This window comes from Dellaglioa sp. CoH-57-MRSF-19 (assembly GCF_056781975.1).
On sequence record NZ_JBXAXW010000283.1, the window covers coordinates 1 to 264 of the forward strand.

1 protein-coding gene is annotated in these 264 nt (G+C 54.5%); it reads left to right on the plus strand.

The features are described from left to right. Nucleotides 1-192: hypothetical protein (locus AC1RO3_RS09240; RefSeq protein ID WP_481764125.1), on the plus strand; the 192-nt coding region annotated here is incomplete at its 5' end. Nucleotides 193-264: the final 72 nt, after the last annotated feature.

Consider the following 264-nt stretch of genomic DNA (forward strand, 5'->3'; position numbering starts at 1 on the left):
GACAAATGGGATACGAAGATGGAAAACTACGTCAACCCGTCATGGGAATGGGACGGTGGAATCCGTGTCCACGATTGGCGTAGGTATGTGTCAGACGATATGGTTGATCTGTGGCCGACGATGACTCTCGACCAGCGTCGTGAGGTGTACTTGGCGGCGCACGAGCAGGCGTCTAACGAGGAATGGGACTGATGGATACGCAAGAATTTCGCACGTTCATCAACGCCGCCCTCGATCGCATAGAAGCCGAGCACGGAACGATTC